The organism is Halomonas sp. ND22Bw, assembly GCF_003011945.1.
Classification (GTDB): domain Bacteria; phylum Pseudomonadota; class Gammaproteobacteria; order Pseudomonadales; family Halomonadaceae; genus Halomonas; species Halomonas halophila.
In genome coordinates, this window is record NZ_PXWD01001745.1 from 1 (window position 1) to 238 (window position 238).

Here is a 238-nt window from a genome sequence, read left to right on the forward strand (position 1 = left end):
AGAGCGCGCCAACCGACCGCCGTTCATGGGGGGCGGATGACGGCGAAAGGATGACCGGCCGATGAAGCTGCTCTCTGGCCACTCCAACCGCGCACTGTCCCAGGCGATCGCCGACCACCTGGATGCGCCGCTGACCAAGGCCCAGGTCAAGCGGTTCGCCGACAACGAGGTCTTCGCCATCATCGAGGAAAACGTCCGCGGCGAGGACGTCTTCATCCTGCAGTCGACCTCCTATCCG

At 65.1% G+C, this 238-nt stretch carries 1 protein-coding gene; it reads left to right on the top strand.

Going from position 1 to position 238, the window contains the following annotated elements; genetic code table 11:
• Positions 1-61 precede the first annotated feature (61 nt).
• A partial coding sequence (locus tag CVH10_RS24270; RefSeq protein ID WP_181244756.1) for a ribose-phosphate pyrophosphokinase-like domain-containing protein occupies positions 62-238 on the top strand: 177 nt, incomplete at its 3' end.